The organism is Jeongeupia wiesaeckerbachi (assembly GCF_050916355.1).
In the GTDB taxonomy this organism is placed as follows: domain Bacteria; phylum Pseudomonadota; class Gammaproteobacteria; order Burkholderiales; family Chitinibacteraceae; genus Jeongeupia; species Jeongeupia wiesaeckerbachi.
The window spans coordinates 477,771-496,064 of sequence record NZ_CP136946.1; the positions used below are offsets into that span (position 1 = coordinate 477,771).

Consider the following 18,294-nt stretch of genomic DNA (forward strand, 5'->3'; position numbering starts at 1 on the left):
GGCCTCCTCCATGAAAAAAGGCCGGCAAAGCCGGCCCTCGGGACGATCACGCGCTTACTTGCGCTCGACCTGGCTCACATCCCGCACTGCACCTGTGTCGGCACTAGTCGTCATCGCCGCATACGCACGCAGCGCCGGGCTGACATAACGTTCGCGGTTCAGCGGCTTCCACGCCTCCTTGCCGCGCGCTTCCATGGCCACGCGGCGGCGTGCCAGCTCCTCATCACTCACCACGAGGTGGATGCTGCGGTTCGGGATGTCGATCTCGATGGTATCGCCCTCTTCGGCCAGACCGATCGCACCGCCTTCGGCGGCTTCCGGGCTGACGTGGCCGATCGACAGGCCCGACGTCCCCCCGGAGAAGCGCCCGTCGGTCAGCAAGGCGCACTCCTTGCCCAAGCCCTTGGATTTCAGATACGAAGTCGGATAGAGCATTTCCTGCATGCCCGGACCGCCCTTCGGGCCTTCGTAGCGGATCAGCACCAGATCGCCGGCGACGATCTGGTCGGCCAACACGCTGGCGACCGCGTCATCCTGGCTTTCGAAAATGCGTACACGGCCGGTGAATTTGAGGATGCTCTCGTCGACGCCCGCAGTTTTCACGATGCAACCGCGCTCGGCGATATTGCCGTACAGCACCGCAAGGCCGCCGTCCTGGCTGTAGGCGTTTTCCTTGTTGCGGATACAGCCGCCGGCACGATCCAGATCGAGCTCCGGATAACGCATGCTCTGGCTGAATGCGACGGTGGTCGAAATCCCGCCCGGTGCCGCGCGGTAGAAAAGGCGCGCCGGGCTGTCTTCGCCGTTGCGGATCACGTCCCATTGCGCCAGACCGTCGCCGAGGGTTTTCGCGTGCACGGTCAGCACATCACGGTTGATCAGACCGGCCCGGTCGAGTTCAGACAGGATGCCGATCACGCCACCGGCACGGTGCACGTCTTCCATATGATATTTCTGCGTCGCCGGCGCCACCTTGGCGAGGCAAGGCACACGGCGGCTGATGCGGTCGATGTCGGTCATCTTGAAATCGACGCCGGCCTCAAAGGCCGCGGCCAGCAGGTGCAGCACGGTATTGGTCGAGCCGCCCATGGCCACGTCGAGGCTCATTGCATTCTCGAACGCCTCATAAGTTGCAATGCTGCGCGGCAGCACGCTGTGATCGTCCTGCTCGTAATAGCGCTTGGCCAGCTCGACGATGGTACGGCCGGCTTGCAGGAACAGCTGCTTGCGATCGGCGTGCGTCGCCAGCATCGAGCCATTACCCGGCAAGGACAGGCCCAGCGCCTCGGTCAGGCAGTTCATCGAGTTGGCGGTAAACATGCCCGAGCACGAACCACAGGTCGGGCAGGCGCTGCGTTCGATCGCGGCGACATCTTCATCGCTGACCTTGTCGTTGGCGGCCTCGACCATGGCATCGACGAGGTCGAGCTTGCGCACCTCGCCGTTCCAGTTGACCTTGCCCGCTTCCATCGGCCCGCCCGAGACGAAAATCACCGGGACATTCAGCCGCAACGCGGCCATCAGCATCCCCGGGGTGATCTTGTCGCAGTTCGAAATACAGACAATGGCATCGGCGCAGTGGGCATTGACCATGTATTCGACCGAATCGGCGATCAGATCCCGGCTCGGCAGGCTGTACAACATGCCGCCGTGCCCCATCGCGATGCCGTCATCGACGGCAATGGTGTTGAATTCCTTGGCGATGCCGCCGGCCTTTTCGATCTCGCGGGCGACCATCTGCCCGAGGTTGTGCAGATGCACGTGGCCGGGAACGAACTGGGTGAAGGAGTTGGCAATGGCGATGATCGGCTTGCCGAAGTCGCCGTCCTTCATGCCGGTGGCGCGCCACAGGGCGCGCGCGCCGGCCATGTTGCGACCGTGGGTGGAAGTGTGGGAGCGATATTGGGGCATGATGGCCTGCAGCAAACGGTTGGGTACGCTTCGATTCTAACGAATTTCGCCGCCCACGACTTCACCCCGCTGACAAGCCGCGGCTGTCCCGTATTGGCGGCGACCGCAGGCCAACGAATCCCGACCGGCCGAAGCGATCGCGAGACTATAATCGGGGCCGTTCTCAAACGTGGAAGCGTTTCATGCTGATTCACCCGCAACTCAACCCGATCGCCTTCTCGATCGGCTCCTTCGGCGTGCACTGGTACGGCCTGATGTATTTGTTCGGCTTCATGCTGTTCCTGCTGCTCGGCCGCATGCGCATCCGCCAGGGCAACCCGGCGGGCTGGAAAGTCGAGGAGATGGACGACCTGCTGTTCTACGGTGTACTCGGCGTGATCCTCGGCGGGCGTCTGGGCTATGTGCTGTTCTACAAACTCGGCTTCTACCTGTCGCACCCGCTCGACATTCTCAAGGTCTGGGAAGGCGGGATGTCGTTCCACGGCGGGTTTCTCGGCGTGCTGTTCGCGATGATCTGGTTTGCCCGCAAGACCAACCGGCGTTTCTTCGAAGTCGCCGACTTCGTCGCCCCGCTGGTGCCGATCGGCCTTGCGTTCGGCCGACTCGGCAACTTCATCAACGGCGAGCTCTGGGGCCGTGTGACCGCGCCGACTCACTTCTGGGCCATGGGCTTCCCGAGCGCGCGCGGCGAGGATCTCCGTGTCGCGGCCGACAATCCGCAATGGCAGGACTGGCTCTCCCAGTACGGCATGCTGCCGCGCCACGCCTCGCAGCTTTATGAAATGGTGCTCGAGGGCATCGTGCTGTTCGCATTGCTGTGGTGGTATTCGGCCAAACCGCGCCACCGCGGCCAGGTCTCGGCGCTGTTCCTGCTCGGATACGGCAGCTTCCGCTTCATCGCAGAATTCGCCCGCGAGCCGGACGACTTCCTCGGCCTGCTCGCCGGCCAGCTGTCGATGGGCCAATGGTTGAGCCTGCCAATGATCATTGCCGGCGCCGTGCTGTTCTGGCTGGCGTCGAACCGGCCGGCTGAAACGCCCGCGGCGTAACCGCGCCACCCAATGCAAACGGGCAGCCAAGGCTGCCCGTTTTGTTTGGCCGCGATCCGCTTATGCGCCGCCCGACAGCTTTTCCAGCGACACAGCCAGCTCGTTGATACGCAACTTGGTCTCGTCGACCAGCCCGCCAATTTCGCGCGCCGAATCGGCCGAACGCGTTGCCAGATTGCGCACTTCATCGGCGACGACCGCAAAACCGCGCCCCGCCTCGCCGGCCCGCGCTGCCTCGATCGCCGCATTCAGCGACAACAGATTGGTTTGTGCCGCGATGCCGTCGATCACCGCGACGATCTGGCCGATCTGGTTGCTCGACGTCAGCACGGCGCCCATCGCCGCATCGGTGGTATCACGTGCCTGCCGGGTCACGGTGACGTCCTTGACGAAGGCCGTGTAGGCGATCTTGCCGTCGAGCCGGACCTTGGACAGCGACAGCTGCCCCCAGATCTTCTCGCCATCCTTGCGCTCGATGCATACCTCGCGACTGGTACCGACGATCTTGTCCTGGCCGGTGTGGCGGTTGGCATTCACATAGCCGTCGTGGTTCGACTGGATGGCCACCGGCACGAGCTTCTTGACGTTCTGGCCGATGACTTCGGCTCGGCCATAGCCCCAGAGCTTCTCCGCCGCGGCGTTGAACGAAGTGACGTTGTTGTGCTCGTCGATCGTGACGACCGCATCGAGCGCCTGTTCCAGCGACTGGTTCATCATTTCGCGCGCCTCGCGCTCGCGGGTGACGTCCTTGACGAAGGCGGTGTAGCTGATCTGGTCGCCGGAATGCACCTTCGACAGCGACAGATTGGCCCAGACCAGACTACCGTCGCGCCGCTCGATGCACACTTCGCGGCTGGTGCCGACGATCTTGTCCTGCCCGGTCGTGCGGTTGGCGTTGACGAAATGGTCGTGATTGGCCTGGATACCCTGCGGCACCAGCATCTTCACGTTCTGGCCGATCACCTCGTCGCGGCGCAGATTCCACAACTTCTCGGCGGCGGCGTTGAAAAAAGTGACGTTGTTGGCCGCATCGATCGATACGACCGCATCGAGCGCCTGCTCAAGCGTCTGGTTCATCGCCTCGCGCACTTCTCGCTCACGGGTCACATCCTTGACGAAGGCGGTGTAAATGATCTTGTCGCCCACCCTGACCTTGGACAGCGACAAGCCCCCCCAGACCTTGCTGCCGTCCTTGCGCTCGATCTGCACCTCACGACGGGTCCCGACGATCTTGTCCTGCCCGGTGTCGCGGTTGGCATTGACGTAGCCATCGTGGCTGGGCTGAATGCCGCGCGGGACCAGCATCTTGACGTTCTGGCCGATGACCTCGCCGCGCGCGTAGCCCCACAGCGTTTCGGCCGCGCGATTGAAGAAGGTCACGTTGTTGTGTTCATCGATGGTCACGACGGCATCCAGCGCCTGCTCGAGCGTCTGCGAGATCACCTCGCGGTTATTGCGCTCAATCGAGATGTCCCGGGCAAAAACGGTAAACGCCGGACTACCCGGCACGCGCGACAGCGAAAGATGGATCCACACTTTACGGCCGTCGCGGCCTGCAATCTCGATCTCGTGCCCAGCCGCATCGCGGCGCGCGTCCGTGGCCTGCTCCAGCGACGGCAACAGCGTACGCGCCGGCCGCCCCAGTACCTCGTCGCGCCGAATGCCCCACAAGCGCTCGGCCGCGGCGTTGTACAAGGTCACACAGCCAGCGGCATCCACGCTGACAACGGCATCGACGGCCTGCTCCAGCGCCACGCGGCTGCCGGTATCGCTACTGCCGAACTTCAGCCAGCCCAGCATGGTGCGCAACGAAGCCGGCGAACGAGATACGGAACGCATGAATGAACCCTCCAAGCTAACAAGATAAGTAAGCTTTACAGAAGATCAATCTAGCAGGCGATTTCAGACCGGCAAGTCCGGTGGCGATCAATGGCGTCCATCGCCAACGCTTGCCCCGCAGGATGGGGAACTCGGCAGCGCCGCCGGACTCCAGCTCAAGACATCAAGACGGAATACGCGCATGACCGATCCATTGACTCTCTGGCTCTTGCTGGCCGCCGCACTGGTCCTCGTCGGCTTCGCGGGCACTTTGTTGCCGATGCTGCCCGGCACGCCGTTCATTTTCGGCGGCATGCTGCTCGCCGCGTGGGCGGACCATTTCACGCGTATCGGCTGGGTCACGCTGGTGATTCTGGCTGTCTTGCTGGCGCTGTCTATCGTGCTCGACTTCATCGCCGGCGCACTGGGCGCCAAACGGGTCGGTGCCAGCCCGCAGGCGGTGTGGGGCTCGCTGATCGGCGCGGTGCTGGGCATTGCCGGCGGACTGATCGGGCTGATCATCGGGCCGTTCGTCGGCGCCGCGGTCGGTGAATTCATCGCGCGGCGCGATGTGGTTCAGGCCGGCAAGGTCGGTGTCGCCACGTGGATCGGGCTGCTGATCGGCGCCATCGCCAAAGTCGCCGTCGCGCTGGCGATGCTCGGCGTCTTTATTTTTGCCTGGTTCTGGTAACAAGCCGCGCTATGCTGAACGAAGACGACAGATGAGGATCAGCCTGATGTCGAACAACAACGATCTCGATTTCTGGTTACCACGCCAGGGCCGCGAGCGCCGCAGCGGCAAGCCGGCGGCCCCGCCCTTTCTGACCGAGGATGGCCTCGTCGTCAACGACCTGCGCGAAGGGCCACGGCGCACGGTCGAAGCCGACGAAGCGTCAGAACCACTGCTTCCGGCGGAAAAAAGCGACTAGGCTGACGGCGATCACCGCCATCAGGCCCAGCGCGACGAAGTAACCGCCGTGCCAGCGCAGCTCGGGCATGAACTCGAAGTTCATGCCGTAGATGCCGGCGATCAGCGTCAGCGGCATGAATACCGTGGTGATCACCGTGAGCATGCGCATCTGCATATTCATCCGGTGCGACTGCAGCGACAGATAGGAGTCCTGCAGGTTGCCGACGAGTTCGCGCAGCGCTTCGGTACTTTCGATCAGTTGCACCGCATGGTCGTACACGTCGCGCAGATAGAGCTGCGTTTCCTCGTGGAAGAAATCCGCGTCGTCGCGCTGCAGCACGTTGACCACTTCGCGCAGCGGCCACAGCCCGCGCTTGACGCTGAGCATGCCGCGGCGCAGCGCCTGGATTTCGCCCAGATGGTCGGGGACCGGGCCGGCGGCGATCTGGTCGTCGACAAGTTCGATCTGGTCGCCCATCGATTCGAGCACGCCGAAATAGCGGTCGACCAGTTTGTCGAGCAATGAATAGACGAGATAGTCGGCGCCGAGCTTGCGCACTTGCGACTGCGCATTTTTCAGGCTGTCGCGGATGCCGGTGAACGTGCCGGTCGGCTTTTCCTGAAAAGTCAGCACGAAACCGCGCCCCAGCACGATGCTGACCTGTTCACTGCACAGCAGGCCGTCTGCGTCGACGCTGGCCAGGCGGGCAACGATGAACAAATAGCCCGGATAGACCTCGACCTTGGGACGCTGCTCGGTGTGGACGATGTCCTCCATCGTCAGCGGGTGCAGACCGAAGCGCTTGCCGACGTATTTGAGCAGCTCCAGATTGGCGAGACCGTGCAGGTTGAGCCAGAACGTCTGCGGCGTCCGCTCGAAGGTCTTGCCCTCCTCGAGCGAGGTGAAACGCGTTTCGAGGAAGTCTTTCTCCTCCGGGCCGAATTCGATCAGCGTCGCCAACGTTTCTTCGGGTCTGCGCGGGCCGACGTACTGCATCGTCCCCGGGTGCGTGCCCGCCTTGTCGGCGCGCAGATGCTGCCTCAGCTTGTTGGCCTTGCGATGATGAGCCGCGGCTTTTGCCATTGGCGTGTTTCCTCTTCGAGTGCGAATGCGGTCAGTGGGTTGGCCGAGAGCCAGCCGGAATCAATCTGCAGCAGGAAGTCGTCATCAGCGCGGCGCAGGCGCATCCCGGCCGGCCATTGCGCCTTGCGGCCGCGACAGAACAGGACCGCCAGCCGCAACGCAAGGATCGCGCTCCAGTCCCGCTCGTCCACGCGCTCGCCACCCAGCTTGCTCAGGCTGCCGCGCTGGGCCAGCGCCCATTGCGCCAGCTGCGCCTGTTCGCGGCGCGAAAATCCCTGCATGTCGGCATGCTGGAGAATGTACGCCCCGTGCTTGTGGTAACCGACGTGCGCAATCAGCCGGCCAACTTCGTGCAGCCGCGCCGCGTGGTGCAGCGCGCGTGCCGTGTCGTCGTCATCGGCGTGCAGCTGGCGGAAGAGCTGGCCGGCCAGCTCGGCGACTCGCCCTGCCTGTGCCGTATCGACGTGGTAGCGACGCTGGAAGGCGCCAACGGTGCGCTCGCGCACGTCGAGCATGCCGTTGCGCGCCATCAAGTCGTACAGCACGCCGTCGCGCAGCGCGCCCTGCGTGATCGTCATCTTGTCGATGCACAGCATGTTGAAGACGGCGGCCATGATGGCGAAGCCGCCCGCCAGCACCGGTCGACGGTCGGCCCGCAAGCCCTTGAGGTCGACCGCGTCGATATGGCCGGCCTGCAGCAACAACAGCCGCAGGCGCTGTAGCCCGTCCCGGGTAATGCCCGACTCGGTCAGGCCGTTCAGTTCCAGCACGTCGGCGATCGAGCGCGACGTCCCCGAAGTACCGATGGCGGCCTGCCAATGCGCCGCGCCAAATTGTCCTGCCACGGGCTCGAGCAGTTCGCACGCGGCCAGCTCGGCGGCCCGCAGCGTCGCCTCAGTGATCTTGCCGTCGGGAAAATAGCGCTGGCTCCAGCTGACGCAGCCGAGCAGCACGCTTTCCATGCTCTGGGCATCGAACTGCCGGCCGATGATCAACTCGGTCGAGCCGCCGCCGATATCGACGATCAGCCGCGCCTTGCGGCTGCCGGGCAGGCTGTGCGCGGCGCCGATATAGATCAGCCGGGCTTCTTCGAGCCCGGCGACGATCTCGATCGGATAGCCCAGCGCCGCCTCGGCCAGCGGCTGGAAATCGTCGATGTTCTTCGCAACGCGAAAGGTATTGGTCGCGACGATGCGCACCTGGCTGCGCGCCAGGCCGTTCAACGCCTTGCCGAAACGGCGCAGCGCCGCCAGCGCTTCGTTCTGGATGTCCACGCTCAGACAGCCATCGGCATCGATTCCGCCGGCCAGCCGCACCGTTTCCTTCAGCGTGGTCAGCGGCACCAGCGAGCCCCCCTGCGCACGGGCGATCTGCAGGCGGAAGCTGTTGGAACCCAAGTCTACGGCGGCAATCAGCGAGGCATCGGTCATGGTGGGCATAAACAGTTTGGAAACTCAACGATACCCGGCTACATCCGCGCCGCCAACCCGCGACACGGCAAGTTGCTGCGACGCCGGACGCGAAAACGCCCCGACTGGCGGGGCGTGCTAACAGGTCTAGCCGTCTGAAAAACCGATGCTTAGTCTTCGGACTTGGCGTGCACGACGCTGTCGACTTCTTCCTGGCTCTTGTGCCGGACGTCCTGGCCCTTGACGAGGAAAATCACCTGTTCGGCGATATTGACCGCCAGATCGCCGATGCGCTCGATCGCCTTGGCGATCCACAGGATGTCCAGCGTCAGCGTGATCTGGCGCGGGTCTTCCATCATGATGGTAATCAGCTGGCGTTGCAGCGCGCGGTACTCGGTATCGAGCTGGCTGTCGTCGCGGATCACTTCGGAGGCCGGCACCGCATCGAGACGGGCGAAGGCGTCGAGCGCCTTGCTGAGCATGTCGAGCGCATCTTCGGCGATATGGTCGAGCTCGACAAAGCGCGGCACTTGCAGCTTGCCGGAGTCGTAGATGTTCTTGGCGCGCTGGCAGATGCGCGCGGCCTTGTCGCCGATGCGCTCCAGATCCTCGACCGACTTGATCACCGTCATCACCATGCGCAGGTCGGTGGCGGCCGGCTGGCGGCGCGCGATCATGTGGATACACATGTCGTCGAGCTTGACGTGCATCTCGTTGACGCGCTCTTCCTGCTCGATCACCTTGTCGATGATGGCCATGCTGCCGGTCGACAGGGCCTCCATCGCCAGGCGCACCTGATCTTCGACCAAACCGGCCATGCCGAGCACGCTGGAACGGATCGCCTCGAGTTCGGCATCGAATTGTTTGGAAATATGTTCGGACATCATGGGCGCTCCAACGGACAGACCCCGGATCATCGCAGAGTCGTGTTAATTTTTTGTTTCAAGTCTTCCGGGGTCCGCCTGCACGGGCATTATTTGTAGGTTTGGACCCCGCTCTCGGTGCCGAGCAGTAGCACGTCTGCGCGGCGGCGCGCAAACAGGCCGTTGGTGACGACACCGACGATCTGGTTGATTTCGGACTCCAGTTTAGCCGGTTCGGCGATCCGCAGCCCGTGCACGTCGAGGATGATGTTGCCGTTGTCGGTCACCACGCCTTCACGGTATGCCGGATGGCCGCCGAGCCTGACGAGCTCGCGCGCGACATAGGAGCGCGCCATCGGGATCACTTCGACCGGCAGCGGGAAATTGCCGAGCACGCCGACATACTTGCTGGCATCGGCGATGCAGACGAACTGCTCGGCGACCGCCGCGACGATCTTTTCACGCGTCAGCGCCGCGCCACCGCCCTTGATCATCTGCAGCTGGTGGTTGATCTCGTCGGCGCCGTCGACATAGACCGGCAGGCTGTCGATGGCATTGAGGTCGTAGACCGGAATATTGTGCTTCTTCAGCCGGGCGATGCTGGCCTCGCTCGACGACACCGCGCCCTGGATGCGCCCTTTGATCTCGCCAAGCGCATCGATGAAGTAATTGGCGGTCGAGCCGGTGCCGACACCGACGATGCAATCGTCCGGGATGTAGGCGATCGCGGCGCGGCCGACGGCTTCTTTGAGTTCGTTCTGGGTCATCTGACAACTCCTGTGGGTCGGGTCTGTTCGGAATTCTAAACGCAAATGGCATTCGCCCCTTGCTGCCAATCAAGCCGGCCGTCTACGCCAGCGAACGGATGTACTCGCGCAGGCCCGACAGCAGCATCTCGACGGCGATCGCCGTCAGCACCAGGCCCATCAGGCGCTCGAAGGCGGTGGTGACGCGCTCGCCGAGCACCTGGCCGATTTTCTCGGAAAAACCCAGCACCAGCGCGCAGACCAGCATCGTCAGCGCCAGTGCGCCTATCCATTCCCCCATGCGCTCGGGCGCGCGCGACACCAGCAGCAGCACCGTCGCCAACGCCGACGGCCCGGCGAGCAGCGGAATCGCCAGCGGCACGATGAAGGGCTCGCCGCCCTTGAGGTCGCCGAACACGCCATCCGGGTGCGGAAACACCATGCGCAACGCGATCAGGAACAGGATGACGCCGCCGGCAATGCCGAGCGAGGTTTGCGACAGGTGCATCAGCGCGAGGAACTGCTGGCCGGTCAGCATGAAACCGAGCAGCACGGCGAAGGCGACCGACACCTCGCGCACGATCATGCGCACGCGCCGCGCGCGCGGCACCTGCTTGAGCATGGCGACGAACAGCGGAATGCTGCCGAGCGGGTCGGTGACCAACAGCAGCAGCACAAAGGCGGAGGCGAAGGACCAGGATTCCATTGCGCCATTATGCGCGGCCGGTTTCGGCCGTGAATCAGGACTTGCAGCAGCCCGCGCGATCGCGACCGTCCGGGCAGACATGCCATATAGTTGTGAAATACAACACTATTAATCAATATCTTTATCACCTAAGCTCGGGGTCAACGGTTGCGGTGCCCCAAGCGGGTACCGACGACGATGTCGCACCGCCCGAGCACGGCTCGAAGCACCCGCGCTGCGACCCATACCGCGCCGCCGTCCTCGGCGGCCGCCAAGACAAGGAATCCATGATGCGCAAAAGCAAAACCCTGATCGCGCTGGCCACCGCCGCTTCGATGCTGATGGCGGCCATGCCGGCCCAAGCGTGGGTCGCCAGCCGCACCGTCGTCGGCCCCCGCGGCGGCGTCTCGCACACCGTCGCTGCCGGCGCACCGCGCCACGGCTATTACGCGCCACGCCCCTACTACCCGCCGCGTCCCTACTATCCGTATCGCCCCTATCACCCGGTTGCCACCGCCGTCGTGACCACCGCCGCGGTCGTCGCCACCGCAGCCATCGTCGGCAGCATCGTCCATACGGTACCGGCCGGCTGTGGCACGACCATCATCAACGGCATGGCCTACCAGCAATGCGGCAATACCTGGTACCAGCCGCAGAACACCGGCACCACGGTGCAGTACGTCGTCGTCAATCCGCCACGCTGATCAGTTCGGTATCGGCATGAAAAAGGGCAGCCCACAGGCCGCCCTTTTTACATCGCCGCGCCGTTCAATCGATCGGCTGGCGATACGAGAACACCGGCAGACGCCAGCCGCGATAGATCGCGCACAGCCGTACCGTCAGGCCAAGCGCGAACGAGACCAGCACGTTGACGTCGTGCTTGACCCCGAACTCACCGAAGCCGAGGTAGCACAGCGCCACCAGCAGCGACACGCTGGCGTACAGCTCGTGACGGAACACCACCGGTACGCGGCTACACAGGATGTCGCGCAGCACGCCGCCGGCGATGCCGGTGATCATCCCGGCCATGATCACCACGGTCGGGTGGTAGCCCATCGTCAGCGCGACTTCGCAGCCGATCAGCGTGAACGCGATCAGCCCGAGTGCGTCGAGCACGAGGAAGATCCGCCCGAGGTGATGCATGAAGCGTGCGACGAGCACCGTAAACAGCCCGGCCGACAGCACCAGCCAGACGTATTCAGGATGCTGGGTCCAGGCGATCGGGTAATGACCGAGGATGATGTCGCGGACGGTGCCGCCGCCGAGCGCGGTGAGGAAGGCGATGACCATGACGCCGAACAGGTCCATATTGCGCCGGCCGGCGGCGAGCGCGCCGGTCATGGCTTCGGCGGTGATGGCGATGAGGTAGATCGTGGAGAGCATGGGATATCCGCAAGTGGTTGCGGCCTCTCCCCTTGTCCTTTTACCTGAGAGTTTGGCGCGACGGATCGCGCATTGCCCCTTCGGTGGACCGGTCGAGCCGGTCTCTCTCCAATTGGCCTTGATACTGATTTCGCGGTTCGTTTGCCTGAGCGATTATGGGAGCTTGCGCCTTCGGCGGACCCTCGCGCCTGCACATCAATCAGGCCCTGGCCGCTCTCCCGCGAAGCGGCGGATTATCCCGGCGGCCCCGATCACGGTCAACGGCACAATGCACCCCGGCGCGGTCGTCGCAGGCCGTACATTGAAGGAATATTGAAGGCGATCTGAAAGCCCGGCGGGGTTAGGATGGCGTATCGAGACCCTTGCGGATTCAGGATGCCTGTGCTGCCCATTACCCCGGCCACCTTGTTCCGCACCTTTGCCCGCATGGGCCTGATCGGCTTCGGCGGCGTGCTGCCGTGGGCGCGGCGGGTGCTGGTCGACGAACGCGGCTGGCTGGACGACGCCGAGTTCGCCGACCTGCTCAGCACCGGCCAGATCCTGCCCGGGCCGAACATCGTCAATCTGGCGATGATGTTCGGCTACCGCCACGCCGGCATCAAGGGCGCGCTCGGCGCGTCGTTCGGGCTGATCGGTCCGCCGGGGCTGATCGTGCTAGCGCTGGGACTCGGCTATCGCTATGTCGCCGACATCCCGGCCATTCAAGGCGCCTTGCACGGCATGACCGCGGTCGCCGCCGGGCTGATCATCGTCACCGCGATCAAGCTGGCGCTGGCGCAGAAAAAACTCGGCGCGGTCTGGCTGACCGGGGTGGCGGCCTTCGTCGCCGTGGCGCTGCTGCGCTGGCCCTTGCTGCCGGTGCTGGCGGTGCTGATGCCGCTGTCGCTGCTGATCTGCCTGTTCGGAGCCCGCCGATGACACTGCTGCTGTCCTTGTTCGGCCACTTCGCCCAGCTGTCGCTGATCGCCTTCGGCGGCGCCAGCGCGGTGCTGCCCGATATGCATCGCGTACTCGTCACCGAGCACCACTGGCTGAGCGAATCGGCTTTTGCCGCCAGCTACACGATCGCGCAGGTCGCACCGGGACCCAACCTGCTGTTCGTGCTGCTGTTCGGGCTGCAGATCGCCGGCCTGCCCGGCGCGCTGGTCGCGCTGTTCGCAATGTGTTTGCCGTCGTCGCTGATCGCGCTGGCGGTCGAGCACTACGGCCATCGGCACCGCGACCATCGCTGGCACCAGCTGATCCGCCGGGCGCTGGCGCCGCTGACGATTGCGCTGATCCTCGCCACCGGGGTGCTCTTGATCAACGGCAGCCGGCCCGGCATCGTCAGCCTGAGCCTGACCGCCGCCACCGTGGTGATCGGCCTGAAAACCCGCGTCAATCCGCTGTGGCTGATTGCCGCCGGCGCACTGCTTGGCGCACTGGGCTGGCGCTAGGCGCGCCGGCTGAATGCAAAAAGGCCCCGCCAAGCGGGGCCCTTTACTGCTACTGGATCGGTGCATCCGTTACGGACGTTGCGCCGCCAGCTCGCCCTCGGCGACAAAGGCATCGACTTCCTTGCTGCCGCTGATCATCCGCGCCAGCAGCGGTGCGGTCGCGATCATCAGCACGGCGATCACGCCGGTGACCATGCCGATCTGCGTGAACACATGGCTGTAGACCGCGAGCGATGCATGCGCGTTGCTGACGTCGCCGGTCACCGTGGTCAGGCCGGCAACCATGCCGCTGACCGCCGACGAGGCCGCCGTGGTCAGGAACCACGCGCCCATGATGAAGCCCGTCAGCCGCTCCGGTACCAGCTGCGCGACCATCGCCAGACCGAGGCCCGAGATCAGCAGCTCGCCGACGCTTTGCAGGCCGTAGCTCAGCACCAGCCAGTTCGGCGACACCATGCCGGCTTCATTGGCAAAGCGCGCCCCCAGCGGCAGCACCAGGAAGGCCAGCGAGCACAGCACCATGCCGAAGGCGAACTTGTGCGGCATCGGCAGCCGGTCGCCGAACTTGTTATACGTCATCGCCAGGAGCGGACTCGCGACCATGATCCAGAACGGGTTCAGCGCCTGGAACTGCTCGGGCTGCACCGCAAAGCCGAACAGCGTGTGCTCGGTATTGTGGATCGCGAAGAAGTTCAGTGACGTCGGCATCTGGTTGTAGAGCACGAAGAAAATCACCGCTTCGACCATCAGCACGAAGGCAACGATCATTTTGTTGCGCGCCGCGCCTTGCAGCGCGAAGGTTTCCTTCATGAAGATCGCGACAATGCCGATCGAAATCGCCGCCAAGCCGTAGCGGGCGACGGTGGCATGCTTGAGCAGCCAGCTGGCGGCCAGCACCGCGACGACCACGCCGGCGATCACATAAGCCAGATGCAGCACGTTCAGCGGCTTGAAGTCCGCTTCCGAACCGTATTTCGCCAGCAGCTTGCGGCTGAACAGAAAGTTGGCGATGGCGATCAGCATGCCGACGACCGACAGCGAAAACCCCGCGCCCCAGCCGTACTGCTTGGCCACCCACGGCGTCGCCAGCATCGACAGGAAGGAGCCGATATTGATCGCCATGTAGTACATCGTGAAGGCACCGTCGAGGCGCGGGTCGTCCTTGTCGTAGAGCTTGGACAACAGCGCGCTGGGATTGGCCTTGAACAGGCCGTTGCCGACGGCGATCGTCGCCATGCCGAGGTAGATCCACGCGGTCTGGTGGTTCGACATCGCGATCATCGCGTAGCCGACCGCCAGCGTGATCGCCCCGAGCACGATCAGGCGCTTGGTGCCGAGCACCTTGTCGCCGAGCCAGCCGCCGACGGCGATCAGACCGTAGACGAGCGCGACGAAGGACGAGAACAGCGTGAACGAATCGGCCTCGGACAGGCCGAGCATCTTGACGAGATACACCGCCATGATGCTTTGCAAGCCGTAGTAACCGAAGCGCTCCCACAGTTCGATCGAGAAAATCGGATAAAACGCTTTGGGTTGCTTGAATGATGAAGTGCCGGACACATTGCCTCCAGTTTTGATTGCCCATCCGAATAAAACAGCGGCACCGCAGTAAAGCGGCGCAACTCCGGGCGCGGGGCTGGAGTGCGAATGCTGCGTTGCTATCGGTCTCGTACTTGATGGGGGTTGATCAAGATTGCAGGGCTGCCGTGTCGGCGAAACCCGATGCCGGCACAGGCGAACGGCTTATGGCAGCCCGCCTTGGTCGACATGGTTTTTTACCGCCATCCCGGCGGCATGTAACCGCAAATAGTTGTGCTACAACAATGCCATCTGGTTGCGCCAAATCAACTATTTGCGTCGGTCGCCATTCCGGGGCGCATCAGGCCACGGCAAAACGGCGCCGATACACCGACGGCGCCACACCCACCACCCGTCGGAAATGCGCCCGCAGGCTTTCGACCGAGCCGAAACCGCTGGCGGCGGCCAGTTGTTCGAGGCCGATCTCCTCCGCCTCCAGCAGGCCGCGGGCGATGCCGATGCGTTCGCGCAGCAGCCAGTCATAGGGGCTGGCCCCGGTGGCGTCGCGGAACTGGCGCAGAAAGGTGCGCGGGCTCATCGCCGCGTGGTCGGCCATCTGTGCCAGCGTCAACGGTTCGACGGCCCGCGCACGCATCCAGTCCATCGTCCGCGCCAGCCGGTTGTTGTCGAAGCGCGGCACCGGCCGGTCGATGTACTGCTGCTGGCCGCCGTCGCGGTGCGGCGGAATCACCAGCCGGCGTGCCACGCTGTTGGCGACATCGGCGCCGTAATCGCTGCGGACGATGTGCAGCATCATGTCCAGCCCGGCAGCCGATCCGGCCGACGTCAGCAGCAAGCCCTCGTCAACGTAGAGCACGTCGGGCGCGACGTCGATCGCCGGATAGCGGCGGGCCAGCAGCTCGGCGTAGCGCCAATGCGTCGTCGCCCGGCGGCCGTCGAGCAGGCCGGACTCGGCCAGTACGAAAGAACCCGAGCAGATCGTCGCAATCCGCGCGCCGCGGGCGTTTGCACTGCGCAGCGCATCGAGCAGTGTGTCCGGCGGCGCGGCATCGGCGCCGCGCCAACCGGGCAGGATGATCAGGTCGGCATCGTCCGTCGCCGCCAGCCCGGCATCGACGCTGACCGAGATACCGCCCGCGGCGCGCAAGGGCCCCGCTTCGATGCCGGCAATGGTCAGCGTGTACCACGGTACCGTCAGCTCGGGCCGCGCCAGCCCGAACACTTCGACGACGCAGCCGAATTCGAAGGTACACAGGCCGTCGTAAACCAGCGCGACGACGCGCAAGGGGCGAGCGGACATGGCGACATCCTGCTGATTGATGGCGATCCCGCCACTGTGCACCAGACGGCGCCCGCATGACAATCGCTTCAGACCAACGCCCGAGGAGATCACGATGCCCAACGCCGTAACCGCCGTCCCGGCCGCAGCCAGCGCCGCTGCACTCGCCCACTTTGCCGCCAGGCTGGCGCTCGAAACCGATTGCTCGGACGTTCACGCCGCGCTGCAGTCGCGGACGCCGGGCTTCGTGCTGCTCGACGTGCGCGGACCGTCAGCCTATGCCGCCGGCCATGTCGAAGGCGCGCTGAACCTGCCGCACCGCGAGATCGGTGCCGAACGCATGGCTGGCTGGCCCGACGACACGCTGTTCGTCGTTTATTGCGCCGGCCCGCACTGCAACGGCGCCGACCAGGCCGCAATGGCGCTCGCCCGGCTCGGCCGGCCGGTGAAGCTGATGCTCGGCGGCATCGCCGGCTGGCGCGACGAAGGCTTCGCCGTCGACGACGGTGCCGCTGCGGTGCGGAGCTACGCCTGCGACTGCGCCCTCGTTTAAGCAGCGCCGCGCTCGGCGGTCGACGCCTGCGGCCTGCCATCGCAGCCTTTGCTTTGTATCGGGTGATTTGCGCATCTGGCCGTTAGAATAGGGTATCCCCCTCCTCTCCGATGCGCCGGTGACGCCCTCCGATACCCTCAACGACATCGAACAGATTGTCTTCAGCGATCCGACCACGGCCAAGCGCTGGTGCAGGCCATTGCTGGCGCGCGCCCGCACCGAACACGATGTTGAGACCCTGGTGCGCGCAGCAACCCTGCTGTCGCTGATCGAAGATCAGCTCGGCGAGCGGATTGAAGGCAGCATCCTGCTGGCCGAAGCGCTGGCCTGCTGCCAGATGTACGGACTCAGTCACCTGGAGCCGGCGGTACAGGAAAGACTCGGGCGCGACAATTACACCGGTGGCGACTATCGACTGGCGCTGCTGCACTGGTCGCAATGCGCAAGGCTCTGCGGTGACGACCTCCTGCATGCCCGGACGCTGACACTGTCGCTGATCGGCCTCGGCCAGGTGTGCAGCGCCTACGGCGCCATCGAGCAGGCCGTCACCTTCCACCGCGCGGCAACCCGCCAGCTCGCGGGCAGCGACGATGTACACCTGATCGCCAAGGTGCGGATCAGCCTCGGCTGGGATCTGCACGTGCTGGGGCGCGAAGACGAAGCCCGGACGATACTCGTCGAAGCGCTGGCTCTGTGCCGTGTCCGGCAGTTCGAGCATTTTCAGGCCGAGCTGCTGCTGCGGCTGGCCGAAATCGATACCGAGCAAAACGACGACGAAGCGGCCGAACAGAAACTCGAGGAAGCGCTGTCCTTGCTGGTGTTCACGCCGTCACACTGGTGTGAAACCCAGGTGCTGGGCCTGCTGGCCAGGCTGCGGCACCGGAACGGCCGCCCCGACCTGGCGATCAGCATGATCCAGCGCGCGCTGCATATCGCCGAAGTCGACGGCATGCGCCATGTCGAGGCCCGGCTGCTGACCGATCTGATCGGCTATGCCGAAGCCGACGGCAATACCGCCTTGATCGAAGTCCAGCAGCTACGCCTGACTGCGCTGAGCAGTGCGCTGGATGCGTCGATCGGCAGTGGCGAGGTACCCGATCTCAGTCAGCTGCGCGACCTGCTGACCACCTACGCCTGAGCAGGTCCCGCGCCGAGCCGCACATGGCTCAGAGCGGCTTGACCATAAAGCGCAGCGCCGGTTTGCTGCAATAACCCTGTGCCAAATAGAAATCCTCCGCCGGCGTCGCATGCGCGGTAAGCAAGGTCACCGCGCCGATGCCGGCCGCGCGCAGATCGGCCTCCAGCCCTTCTAGCAGTTGGCGCCCCAGTCCTTGCCGCTGATGATCGGTGCGAACGAAGAACTCGTCGATGAAGAGTTCGTCACCGCCCCACCACTGGCGCACATGGCCCAGCGCAGCGCCGAGCAAGACGCCAGCGTGTTCGATCACCCAGGCGCGCCCGGCCGGATGGGCACACAGACCCGCGAGATAACCCCGCGCGGTCTCGTGCCGCCACTCATCGTGCCAGGGCGCGGCGTTGAAGGTGGCGATAAACCCGTCGACGAGCAACGACAGATCGTCGGCCTGCAGCGGGCGAACGTTTGCGTGCATAGCGCATTCCTTTTCCCCA

Annotated in this window: 19 protein-coding genes and 2 riboswitches; of the genes, 8 read left to right on the forward strand and 11 right to left on the reverse strand. The window is 64.6% G+C overall.

Features of this window, described 5'->3' with window-relative positions; translation table 11 throughout:
- Positions 1–54: 54 nt before the first annotated feature.
- Complete coding sequence (gene ilvD, locus R0382_RS02445) at positions 55–1,911, reverse strand: dihydroxy-acid dehydratase (RefSeq protein WP_432721995.1); 1,857 nt, start codon at positions 1,909–1,911, stop codon at positions 55–57.
- 182 nt (positions 1,912–2,093) lie between these two features.
- Between ilvD and lgt the strand changes: the two genes are divergently transcribed.
- Positions 2,094–2,960 (forward strand): prolipoprotein diacylglyceryl transferase, encoded by an 867-nt coding sequence (gene lgt / locus R0382_RS02450; RefSeq protein WP_432721997.1) that lies wholly within the window; start codon positions 2,094–2,096, stop codon positions 2,958–2,960.
- Between the two features lie 60 nt (positions 2,961–3,020).
- Here the strand turns inward: lgt and R0382_RS02455 are convergent, their stop codons facing one another.
- Complete coding sequence (locus tag R0382_RS02455; protein WP_432721998.1) at positions 3,021–4,799, reverse strand: PAS domain S-box protein; 1,779 nt, start codon at positions 4,797–4,799, stop codon at positions 3,021–3,023.
- 181 nt (positions 4,800–4,980) lie between these two features.
- On the opposite strand from R0382_RS02455, the gene R0382_RS02460 reads away from it, so the two are divergent.
- Both R0382_RS02460 and R0382_RS02465 read left to right on the forward strand, forming a co-directional pair.
- Entirely contained in the window at positions 4,981–5,469 is a 489-nt protein-coding gene (locus R0382_RS02460) for a DUF456 domain-containing protein (protein ID WP_432722000.1), read from the forward strand.
- Between the two features lie 46 nt (positions 5,470–5,515).
- Entirely contained in the window at positions 5,516–5,707 is a 192-nt protein-coding gene (locus R0382_RS02465; RefSeq protein ID WP_432722002.1) for a hypothetical protein, read from the forward strand.
- Here the strand turns inward: R0382_RS02465 and corA are convergent.
- The 5 genes from corA to R0382_RS02490 all read right to left on the reverse strand — a co-directional run bounded on the left by corA (position 5,672) and on the right by R0382_RS02490 (position 10,496).
- The gene (gene corA, locus R0382_RS02470) at positions 5,672–6,772 is read right to left on the reverse strand and encodes a magnesium/cobalt transporter CorA (RefSeq protein WP_432722003.1); all 1,101 of its coding nucleotides are present in this window, start codon (positions 6,770–6,772) and stop codon (positions 5,672–5,674) included. The two genes, R0382_RS02465 and corA, sit on opposite strands and share 36 nt — an antisense overlap.
- Positions 6,730–8,211, reverse strand: coding sequence for an exopolyphosphatase (locus tag R0382_RS02475; RefSeq protein ID WP_432722005.1), 1,482 nt, complete (start codon positions 8,209–8,211; stop codon positions 6,730–6,732). Before R0382_RS02475 ends, corA begins: the two co-directional genes overlap by 43 nt.
- 140 nt (positions 8,212–8,351) lie before the next feature.
- On the reverse strand, positions 8,352–9,068 hold the full coding sequence (gene phoU, locus R0382_RS02480; RefSeq protein WP_432722006.1) for a phosphate signaling complex protein PhoU: 717 nt from the start codon (positions 9,066–9,068) through the stop codon (positions 8,352–8,354).
- Positions 9,069–9,154: 86 nt separating this feature from the next.
- On the reverse strand, positions 9,155–9,811 hold the full coding sequence (rpiA, locus tag R0382_RS02485; RefSeq protein ID WP_432722008.1) for a ribose-5-phosphate isomerase RpiA: 657 nt from the start codon (positions 9,809–9,811) through the stop codon (positions 9,155–9,157).
- Between the two features lie 82 nt (positions 9,812–9,893).
- Entirely contained in the window at positions 9,894–10,496 is a 603-nt protein-coding gene (locus R0382_RS02490) for a MarC family protein (RefSeq protein ID WP_432722010.1), read from the reverse strand.
- 269 nt (positions 10,497–10,765) lie between these two features.
- Here R0382_RS02490 and R0382_RS02495 point away from each other — a divergent pair, with 269 nt between their 5' ends.
- Positions 10,766–11,179 (forward strand): hypothetical protein, encoded by a 414-nt coding sequence (locus tag R0382_RS02495; protein WP_432722012.1) that lies wholly within the window; start codon positions 10,766–10,768, stop codon positions 11,177–11,179.
- A 64-nt stretch (positions 11,180–11,243) separates the two neighbouring features.
- Here R0382_RS02495 and R0382_RS02500 read toward each other — a convergent pair whose 3' ends face one another.
- Complete coding sequence (locus R0382_RS02500) at positions 11,244–11,858, reverse strand: trimeric intracellular cation channel family protein (protein ID WP_432722014.1); 615 nt, start codon at positions 11,856–11,858, stop codon at positions 11,244–11,246.
- A gap of 22 nt (positions 11,859–11,880) precedes the next feature.
- Positions 11,881–11,980: riboswitch (glycine riboswitch) on the reverse strand.
- 1 nt (position 11,981) lies between these two features.
- A riboswitch (glycine riboswitch) is annotated at positions 11,982–12,089 on the reverse strand.
- 144 nt (positions 12,090–12,233) lie between these two features.
- Here R0382_RS02500 and R0382_RS02505 point away from each other — a divergent pair.
- Both R0382_RS02505 and R0382_RS02510 read left to right on the forward strand, forming a co-directional pair.
- On the forward strand, positions 12,234–12,776 hold the full coding sequence (locus R0382_RS02505; RefSeq protein WP_432722016.1) for a chromate transporter: 543 nt from the start codon (positions 12,234–12,236) through the stop codon (positions 12,774–12,776).
- Complete coding sequence (locus tag R0382_RS02510) at positions 12,773–13,294, forward strand: chromate transporter (RefSeq protein ID WP_432722017.1); 522 nt, start codon at positions 12,773–12,775, stop codon at positions 13,292–13,294. The genes R0382_RS02505 and R0382_RS02510 overlap by 4 nt, the downstream gene beginning before the upstream one ends.
- A gap of 69 nt (positions 13,295–13,363) precedes the next feature.
- Here R0382_RS02510 and dtpA read toward each other — a convergent pair whose 3' ends face one another.
- Entirely contained in the window at positions 13,364–14,854 is a 1,491-nt protein-coding gene (gene dtpA / locus R0382_RS02515) for a dipeptide/tripeptide permease DtpA (RefSeq protein ID WP_432722019.1), read from the reverse strand.
- A gap of 319 nt (positions 14,855–15,173) precedes the next feature.
- Complete coding sequence (gene ftrA / locus R0382_RS02520; protein WP_432722020.1) at positions 15,174–16,133, reverse strand: transcriptional regulator FtrA; 960 nt, start codon at positions 16,131–16,133, stop codon at positions 15,174–15,176.
- Between the two features lie 94 nt (positions 16,134–16,227).
- On the opposite strand from ftrA, the gene R0382_RS02525 reads away from it, so the two are divergent.
- Positions 16,228–16,665, forward strand: coding sequence for a rhodanese-like domain-containing protein (locus R0382_RS02525; protein WP_432722022.1), 438 nt, complete (start codon positions 16,228–16,230; stop codon positions 16,663–16,665).
- Positions 16,666–16,783: 118 nt separating this feature from the next.
- Positions 16,784–17,803, forward strand: coding sequence for a tetratricopeptide repeat protein (locus R0382_RS02530; RefSeq protein ID WP_432722023.1), 1,020 nt, complete (start codon positions 16,784–16,786; stop codon positions 17,801–17,803).
- Positions 17,804–17,831: 28 nt separating this feature from the next.
- Here R0382_RS02530 and R0382_RS02535 read toward each other — a convergent pair whose 3' ends face one another.
- Positions 17,832–18,275 carry a GNAT family N-acetyltransferase gene (locus tag R0382_RS02535; RefSeq protein ID WP_432722025.1) on the reverse strand — a complete coding sequence of 148 codons (444 nt, stop codon included), beginning with the start codon at positions 18,273–18,275 and terminating at the stop codon, positions 17,832–17,834.
- Between the last annotated feature and the right edge of the window lie 19 nt (positions 18,276–18,294).

Excerpts from the sequence above, each read along its gene's own strand:
- R0382_RS02525 (WP_432722022.1), top strand. The coding sequence starts at position 16,228 with ATGCCCAACGCCGTAACCGCCGTCCCGGCCGCAGCCAGCGCCGCTGCA.
- R0382_RS02490 (WP_432722010.1), bottom strand. The coding sequence starts at position 10,496 with ATGGAATCCTGGTCCTTCGCCTCCGCCTTTGTGCTGCTGCTGTTGGTC.
- lgt (WP_432721997.1), top strand. The coding sequence starts at position 2,094 with ATGCTGATTCACCCGCAACTCAACCCGATCGCCTTCTCGATCGGCTCC.
- corA (WP_432722003.1), bottom strand. The coding sequence starts at position 6,772 with ATGGCAAAAGCCGCGGCTCATCATCGCAAGGCCAACAAGCTGAGGCAG.
- R0382_RS02505 (WP_432722016.1), top strand. The coding sequence starts at position 12,234 with ATGCCTGTGCTGCCCATTACCCCGGCCACCTTGTTCCGCACCTTTGCC.
- ilvD (WP_432721995.1), bottom strand. The coding sequence starts at position 1,911 with ATGCCCCAATATCGCTCCCACACTTCCACCCACGGTCGCAACATGGCC.
- R0382_RS02500 (WP_432722014.1), bottom strand. The coding sequence starts at position 11,858 with ATGCTCTCCACGATCTACCTCATCGCCATCACCGCCGAAGCCATGACC.
- R0382_RS02465 (WP_432722002.1), top strand. The coding sequence starts at position 5,516 with ATGTCGAACAACAACGATCTCGATTTCTGGTTACCACGCCAGGGCCGC.
- R0382_RS02475 (WP_432722005.1), bottom strand. The coding sequence starts at position 8,211 with ATGCCCACCATGACCGATGCCTCGCTGATTGCCGCCGTAGACTTGGGT.
- rpiA (WP_432722008.1), bottom strand. The coding sequence starts at position 9,811 with ATGACCCAGAACGAACTCAAAGAAGCCGTCGGCCGCGCCGCGATCGCC.
- R0382_RS02535 (WP_432722025.1), bottom strand. The coding sequence starts at position 18,275 with ATGCACGCAAACGTTCGCCCGCTGCAGGCCGACGATCTGTCGTTGCTC.
- R0382_RS02460 (WP_432722000.1), top strand. The coding sequence starts at position 4,981 with ATGACCGATCCATTGACTCTCTGGCTCTTGCTGGCCGCCGCACTGGTC.
- R0382_RS02455 (WP_432721998.1), bottom strand. The coding sequence starts at position 4,799 with ATGCGTTCCGTATCTCGTTCGCCGGCTTCGTTGCGCACCATGCTGGGC.
- phoU (WP_432722006.1), bottom strand. The coding sequence starts at position 9,068 with ATGATGTCCGAACATATTTCCAAACAATTCGATGCCGAACTCGAGGCG.
- ftrA (WP_432722020.1), bottom strand. The coding sequence starts at position 16,133 with ATGTCCGCTCGCCCCTTGCGCGTCGTCGCGCTGGTTTACGACGGCCTG.
- R0382_RS02495 (WP_432722012.1), top strand. The coding sequence starts at position 10,766 with ATGCGCAAAAGCAAAACCCTGATCGCGCTGGCCACCGCCGCTTCGATG.
- R0382_RS02510 (WP_432722017.1), top strand. The coding sequence starts at position 12,773 with ATGACACTGCTGCTGTCCTTGTTCGGCCACTTCGCCCAGCTGTCGCTG.